This is a genomic window from Arsenophonus sp. ENCA, from assembly GCF_002287155.1.
In the GTDB taxonomy this organism is placed as follows: domain Bacteria; phylum Pseudomonadota; class Gammaproteobacteria; order Enterobacterales; family Enterobacteriaceae; genus Arsenophonus; species Arsenophonus nilaparvatae.
Genome location: NZ_NHNG01000557.1, coordinates 1 through 6,728, shown reverse-complemented (window position 1 = coordinate 6,728; position 6,728 = coordinate 1). Strand labels below are relative to the sequence as shown.

General features: G+C 34.4%; 5 protein-coding genes and 3 pseudogenes. 4 read left to right on the top strand and 4 right to left on the bottom strand.

Annotated features, from left to right (window positions below; translation table 11 throughout):
- Window positions 1-104, top strand: a pseudogene (locus tag CBG25_RS14455) (IS110 family transposase); the annotation flags it as partial.
- A 24-nt stretch (window positions 105-128) separates the two neighbouring features.
- On the opposite strand, the pseudogene CBG25_RS14450 reads toward CBG25_RS14455, so the two are convergent.
- A pseudogene (locus CBG25_RS14450) lies at window positions 129-482 on the bottom strand (coproporphyrinogen III oxidase); the annotation flags it as partial.
- Window positions 483-1,121: 639 nt separating this feature from the next.
- On the opposite strand from CBG25_RS14450, the pseudogene CBG25_RS14445 reads away from it, so the two are divergent.
- From CBG25_RS14445 to cysM, 3 genes and pseudogenes are all read left to right on the top strand, one after another.
- A pseudogene (locus CBG25_RS14445) lies at window positions 1,122-1,556 on the top strand (GNAT family acetyltransferase).
- A 295-nt stretch (window positions 1,557-1,851) separates the two neighbouring features.
- Window positions 1,852-2,457, top strand: a complete 606-nt coding sequence (locus CBG25_RS14440) for an RpoE-regulated lipoprotein (RefSeq protein ID WP_290607489.1) — start codon at window positions 1,852-1,854, stop codon at window positions 2,455-2,457.
- Window positions 2,458-2,624: 167 nt separating this feature from the next.
- Window positions 2,625-3,506, top strand: coding sequence for a cysteine synthase CysM (gene cysM / locus CBG25_RS14435; RefSeq protein ID WP_290607486.1), 882 nt, complete (start codon window positions 2,625-2,627; stop codon window positions 3,504-3,506).
- A 106-nt stretch (window positions 3,507-3,612) separates the two neighbouring features.
- Here the strand turns inward: cysM and crr are convergent, their stop codons facing one another.
- From crr to ptsH, 3 genes are all read right to left on the bottom strand, one after another.
- Entirely contained in the window at window positions 3,613-4,122 is a 510-nt protein-coding gene (gene crr / locus CBG25_RS14430; protein ID WP_290607484.1) for a PTS glucose transporter subunit IIA, read from the bottom strand.
- A gap of 54 nt (window positions 4,123-4,176) precedes the next feature.
- Entirely contained in the window at window positions 4,177-5,904 is a 1,728-nt protein-coding gene (gene ptsI / locus CBG25_RS14425) for a phosphoenolpyruvate-protein phosphotransferase PtsI (RefSeq protein ID WP_290607482.1), read from the bottom strand.
- A gap of 140 nt (window positions 5,905-6,044) precedes the next feature.
- A complete protein-coding gene (ptsH, locus tag CBG25_RS14420) occupies window positions 6,045-6,302 on the bottom strand; it encodes a phosphocarrier protein Hpr (RefSeq protein WP_032114730.1) in 258 nt (85 codons plus the stop codon).
- Window positions 6,303-6,728: the final 426 nt, after the last annotated feature.

Genomic DNA, 6,728 nt, shown 5'->3' with positions numbered 1-6,728 from the left:
AAGTCGCTCTGGTTGCCTGCATGCGCAAACTGTTGACCATCCTGAATGCGATGCTCAGAAAGAACGAAGAATGGGATGAATCCTACCATCAGGTTACTACGTAATTTTGTTGGTCAAGACAGTTGCTGTTTTTCTGCAATGAAAAAACGGACATTAGCATGGGCTGTTGGAATATAAGGATTGAGTGGATGAGTAACTAAAGAAACTCCCATTGCTTGATAGCGACGACCTACCAGTAGTGGACGATTTTCTGTGGCAGAAGCAGGTAAATGCTCACCACTTATATGGGAAAAATTGACTCCTACTTGCTCAAAAATCGTCCCGTTTTTTAATATACGGCTACGACCGCTACCTTTTTGTTTATGTTGCCAGTTATGTTGGGCAAATTTTGCGGTGTTATCGATATGTTCAAATTGCTGACAGAGCTTATCTTGCAAAGTGAGAAGAAATGCTTTCACTGCATTAATATCAGGTATATTCATAACATTGCTTTTGATTATTATTAGAGTAGTAGATTAGCGGTTAATTATACACTCAATACGGTCTGAATACATTTTGTTATTGATTGGATCTGTTAGTATTGCAATAACGATAGCAAAATATTAAGCATGACTGCCTATAAATATTAATAGTAGAGTTATGCATGTATCCGTAAGTCAAGTAAGCTAATTATAGTCTATTCAAAAACTGTCGTAGTTGGCAGTTTAAGTCTATGGTTAATAATATAATTGTCGATTAGTAAAGTTAACAATTTCAGCTAAAAAGCAGGACTATTTATGTATTCTCTTATTGTCAGAATGGAATGGATTTAATATAAAATTAATTTTAGCCAATAAAATTCTGTCATTATTTAGTGTTGGTATTATTATTTTAGTAAATTTTAATTACTTGCTATTGAAAAGCCAAGTAGAGCGGTGTTAAATAAACAGAATAATAGGTTTACGTAATAACCATATGATTTTATTGTAAATAAATTAAATTATTTAAACGTGAAATAATGATTCATGGAGTATAAAATCAACATTTTCGGCGCTATCTTATTCATTTTATTTTGCTACCATCATTCTTGTTTAGATAATAAGAATGCCAATGTTTATTCTTCACTAAGTAGGTAAAAAAATATGGAAATAAGAACCTTTCAACAAGATGATTTTGAAGAAATTATTACATTATGGGGGCTTTGTCAGCTAATTCAAACAGATAGAGATCCTGAAGCAGATATCGAGCGTAAAATGTTATCGGGGGCAGATCTTTTTTTAGTTGCTGAAATGGCAGGTGAAGTTGTTGGTACCATCATGGGAGGATACGATGGTTATTAAGGATCTGCTTATTATTTAGCGGTGCACCCTGAATACCGTGGTAGAGGGATTGCTAATGCATTAATTAGTCGTTTAGAAAAAAAATTAATTGCTAAAGGTTGCCCACAAATTATGTTTTTAGTACCTGAAGAGAATGACGCTACCATCTGTATGTGTGAGAAAATGGCTTACGAAGAGTTACAACAGGAAAATATTTTATATACTAAACGATTAATTGATGACCAAGCGTTTGAGTGATTAATGCAATTAATTTGATGATACCAATATTTATCTTTTTTGATATAAAATTTTATTAATTTATTTTTTATAAAAATTTTTTATGGGTATTAGTGGGTTAATTTTAAACTGTCAGATTAATAAAAGTTAATTTCATCTTTATTTGAAAAAAACTTGTTTTACTTGCTTTTTTGTAGATTATTAACTTGTATTCTATCACGCTGCTAACTTCACACATTATAAACAAATTTTAAATAAAATTATTAATATTTTTACTTTTTTTATTATATTGTAAATTAATTTTAAGGGGTTTTTTATGCCACAACTTTTTGGCAACAGCCGATTACTTTGTTTAAAAGTGTCATTTGTAACAAGTCTATTATTACTAACCGGATGTAGTAGTATTTCATGGTCAAGTTTATATCCAATGAATTGGTTTGCCGGTTCAGTTAAAATTTCCGCTACCGGAGTTGGTCAGATTAATAAAATGACCCCGATGGAAGAACAGATTATTGCAGCAGCGTTAAATAACCGATACCATTTTCGTTCTGGAATGCAAATTGAGCAGGGGCAATTAATGTCTCTTTTCCAAGGTATAAATAATTTTCAAGAAAAGATAGTCATTTATGGTGTTGAGAATGGGGAAGTTAAGCGAATCGAAATCATGGATGAAGATATTAAAACAGTATGGGATACAAAAATAGGAACACTATTCTCGCAAATCTATCAAAACGCAGTGCAAGGTAGTTGTTACCCTGATTCAAAGCAAACCAATATGTTAACTATCAATTGTGTTTCTCCTCAATCTAGCCATGTTACTTATCGTTTTACTGGCAAATGGAGTGGCCCCAAAAATCTAGTGCCATCAAATGATGTTTTAGCTAATTGGAAAGTCAGTGGTATTATTTGGTCTGCACAATAATGATTTAATTTGGTAATAAATTATATTAAGACGTTATATAAAAATTGAATTGTTTAAATCCTTTAATCAAAGTTGCATATTATAACTTTGTTGCAAGGATTATCAGCTATTTATGTTGCTATTAGCGTTGTTTTATTTTTTATAATAAAAATAATTAGGTAAATAATGTGGATTATTTGGAAAAATTTATTGGTAATACGCCACTAGTTAAGCTAAAAAGATTGACTAAAAATAGGGATGCAGAAATTTGGGTAAAACTAGAGAGTAATAATCCTGCCGGTTCAGTCAAAGATAGAGCTGCCCTTTTTATGATCCAGCAAGCAGAAAAACGGGGTCAAATTACACCTGGTGATACCTTAATTGAAGCAACTAGTGGTAATACAGGGATCGCATTGGCAATGATAGCCACCATAAAGGGATATAAATTAAAATTATTAATGCCGGAAAATATGAGTGTTGAACGTCAGTCAGTGATGCGAGCTTATGGTGCTGAAATAGTTTTGGTTAGTGAAGCGGAAGGGATGGAAGGGGCTCGTGATCGTGCATTAGAGATGCAATCTCGAAATGAAGGTAAAGTGCTTGATCAATTTAATAATTTTGATAATCCGTTAGCCCATTTTATGACGACAGGACCTGAAATTTGGCGTCAGACAGCAGGGCGGATCACGCATTTTGTCTCAAGTATGGGGACAACTGGGACAATTACCGGTGTCAGCCAATATTTAAAATCTAAATCAAATAAAATAGAAATTATCGGTTTGCAACCAGCAGAAAATAGCTATATCCCAGGGGTTCGGCGCTGGTCTCAAGATTATATTCCAAGTATATTCAGATCTGCACAAGTTGATAGAATATTGGATATCTCTCAGATAGAAGCAGAACAAATGATGAAAAACCTAGCAATAGATGAAGGTATCTTTTGTGGTATTAGTTCAGGAGGCGCTGTAGCAGGGGCATTACGCGTTGCTAAACAGAACCCTGGGGCAGTTATTGTGACTATTATTTGTGACAGAGGGGATCGTTATCTTTCCACCGGGTTATTTAATTGAATTAAATAATATCAAAAATAAATAGTTGTTTATAGGAAATAATTCTTATTATTAAATAGTGAAAAAGTTCCCTTCATAAATAATTAATGAAGGGAAGAATAGTAGTTTATTTTTTGATCTGCATAATAACTGTTTCACCTACAACAACAGAGCCACTAAGTTTAGTTAGCTCTTTTATTTCATCCATATTAGAAATGACCACAGGTGTTAATGTTGATTTTGCTTTTTCTTCTAATAGAGGAAGATCAAGTTCAAGCACTAAATTGCCTTTTTGTACTTTTTGTCCTTCCTCTGCTATGCGGGTGAATCCTTCACCCTTTAATTCAACTGTATCAAGACCGCAATGGACAAATAACTCAATACCATTATCTGATTCGATAGAAAATGCATGGTTCGTTTCAAATATTTTACCAATAGTGCCATCAACTGGAGCAACAATTTTGTTACCAGTAGGCTTGATAGCAATACCATCACCAACAATTTTCTCGGCAAAAACAACATCTGGCACATCTTCTATATTAACAACTTCACCTGAAATTGGCGCAATAATATCAATAGTATAAGCGCTATTTTTATCATCTGAAACCAGTGATTTGAGTTTGTCAAACAGACCCATGGATCTTCTCCTAATTAATTGTTTTCTTATGGGGTCAAGAGTTGGTTGATGATTTTAGCAAAGTGTTTTTTCTTTAATAAATGTTTCAACCAAATCCATCAATTCCTTCGCTGTCGGTTGATTAAGAGCTTGTTCTGCTAATGTTTTTGCATCTTTGAAATTTGCATTTCGGATAATTTTTTTAATAGTTGGGATTGAGATTGCACTCATACTAAATTCATCTAATCCCATACCAAGTAATAATAGTGTAGCACGTTCATCACCAGCAAGCTCACCACACATACCTGTCCATTTCCCTTCTGCATGAGAAGCATCAATAACTTGTTTAATAAGTTTTAACACTGAAGGAGACATTGGATTATAAAGGTGAGAAATTAGATCATTTCCGCGATCAACCGCTAAGGTATACTGTGTTAGGTCATTGGTTCCGATGCTAAAAAAATCGACTTCTTTTGCTAAATGATGCGCAATAACCGCTGCTGCTGGTGTTTCAATCATAATCCCAACTTCAATCGACTGATCGAAAGCGTGCTTTTCCTCGGTTAATTGCTGTTTAAGTATAGCTAGCTCTTCTTTTAAGGTGCGAATTTCTTCTACAGAAATGACCATGGGAAACATAATACGTAGATGGCCGAAGGCAGAGGCTCTTAAAATAGCACGTAATTGAGCGTGCAGGATTTCTTTGCGATCAAGGGAAATACGAATTGCTCGCCAACCAAGAAAAGGATTTTTTTCTTTCGGTAGGTTCATATAGGGAAGATCTTTATCCCCACCAATATCCATGGTACGAATAATAATAGCCTGTGGCCCCATAGCTTCTGCAACCGCTTTATAAGCTTGAAATTGTTCTTCTTCGCTAGGTAAATTATTGCGATCCATAAACAGAAATTCAGTACGGTACAGACCCACAACTTCAGCACCATTACGTTCAGCACCTTCTACATCACGTACAGTACCAATATTGGCGCAAACTTCAACTTGATGACCATCTAAAGTTATTGCGGGCAAATCTTTCAATTTTGCGAGTTCACTTTTTTCACGTAAATATTCATCTTTAATTTGTTTAAGCTTGTCAATCTCACTATCAGATGGATTTTGATAAATATGATTATTGAGAGCATCTAAAACAAGATAATCGTTTGGTTGGATGTTCTTCGTTGCATTGCTTGTGCCAACAATAGCCGGAATTTCCAGCGATCTGGCCATAATTGAAGTATGAGAAGTGCGTCCGCCTATATCAGTAATAAAGCCAAGCACTTTCTTCAAGTTTAATTGTGCGGTTTCAGAGGGGGTAAGATCTGCTGCAACCAAAATGACTTCTTCTGCAATTGAACCAAGATCAACAATAGGCAACTCTAAAATATTTTTTAGCAGGCGTTTACCAATATCTCTGACGTCAGCGGCACGTTCCTTGAGGTATTCGTCATTTAATTCTTCTAATGCTGTGGCTTGTTCTTCAATCACTTTTTGGGCTGCAGCATCCGCAGTTTTGTGCTCTTTTTTGATGAAAGAAAAAATTTCCTGCTGAAATTCTTCATCATCAAGCAGCATTATATGACCTTCAAATATTTCCGCTTTTTCTTCACCAAGATTTTTTTCTGCGGTTTTTTTTATTGTTTCTAATTGTGCGATTGCTTTATTGATTCCAAGCTTAACGCGTTCAATTTCACTGACAATTTGGTTGTCAGAAATTTTCTCTTGATTGACAACAATTGGCGCTTCTTTAAGAATTAATGCCTTGCCGAAGGCGATACCTGGTGATACTGAAATTCCTGAAATCATAAATGTTACCTTACTACCAATGGGCGAAAAATAGCTAGCTCATAGGACTGGCTTTGATACTTATGGTTAAATAGATATCCCCAGATAAAGGTATCCAGGGATAAAAAATAGAAAATAAATGTTATATTGCCCGTATGTCATTACTCCAATTCGGCCATTAGTTTAACTAGATGTTCTACTGCTTTCTGCTCATCTTCACCTTCAGCAGAAATAGTGACAACCGTTCCTTGAGTCAGGCCGAGTGTTTGTAGTTTAAATAAACTTTTAGCGCTCGCAGATTTGCCGTTATAGGAAAGTGTAATTTCAGAAGAAAAACTTTTTGCCTCTTTGACAAACTGAGCCGCCGGGCGAGTGTGAAGACCATTAGGTGCTGTGATGGTGACTTCTTGTTGGAACATATTTTTTCCCTCAACAAACTTAATATTTTTTATTAGTAAATCCAAAATATTTTAGCTGAAATAATCTGGATTTGTGTATTACTTTTCAGTGATAATAAAAGAAAAACGTTTTTTTTCCATTATCAATCATAAATTTTATGTATATCGACATTATAGAACCAGACATGTTAATTTGCCTAGTTTATGCTCTATTTGTAAATTTTCACTGTTTATTTTTTGATTAATTTCGATTGTCGAAATAATTAATGACTTAAATACTAAACTCGTTTCAAGAAATCATCTTAATACACACTAAACTTTAAGCGTGTTGCTTAATAGTGAAATAAGGGTGTTTCGGTGATTGAAGTAAATTTTACGCTGTTCTGAGATGGAAATTCCAAAGACCTGCGCTAAGGAGTAAGAAGGTATCATCAATAAAGGGTCTAC

What these genes read in the sequence shown, in the direction of transcription:
- CBG25_RS14440 (WP_290607489.1), top strand. Translation starts at nt 1,852, where the DNA reads ATGCCACAACTTTTTGGCAACAGCCGATTACTTTGTTTAAAAGTGTCA.
- crr (WP_290607484.1), bottom strand. Translation starts at nt 4,122, where the DNA reads ATGGGTCTGTTTGACAAACTCAAATCACTGGTTTCAGATGATAAAAAT.
- ptsI (WP_290607482.1), bottom strand. Translation starts at nt 5,904, where the DNA reads ATGATTTCAGGAATTTCAGTATCACCAGGTATCGCCTTCGGCAAGGCA.
- ptsH (WP_032114730.1), bottom strand. Translation starts at nt 6,302, where the DNA reads ATGTTCCAACAAGAAGTCACCATCACAGCACCTAATGGTCTTCACACT.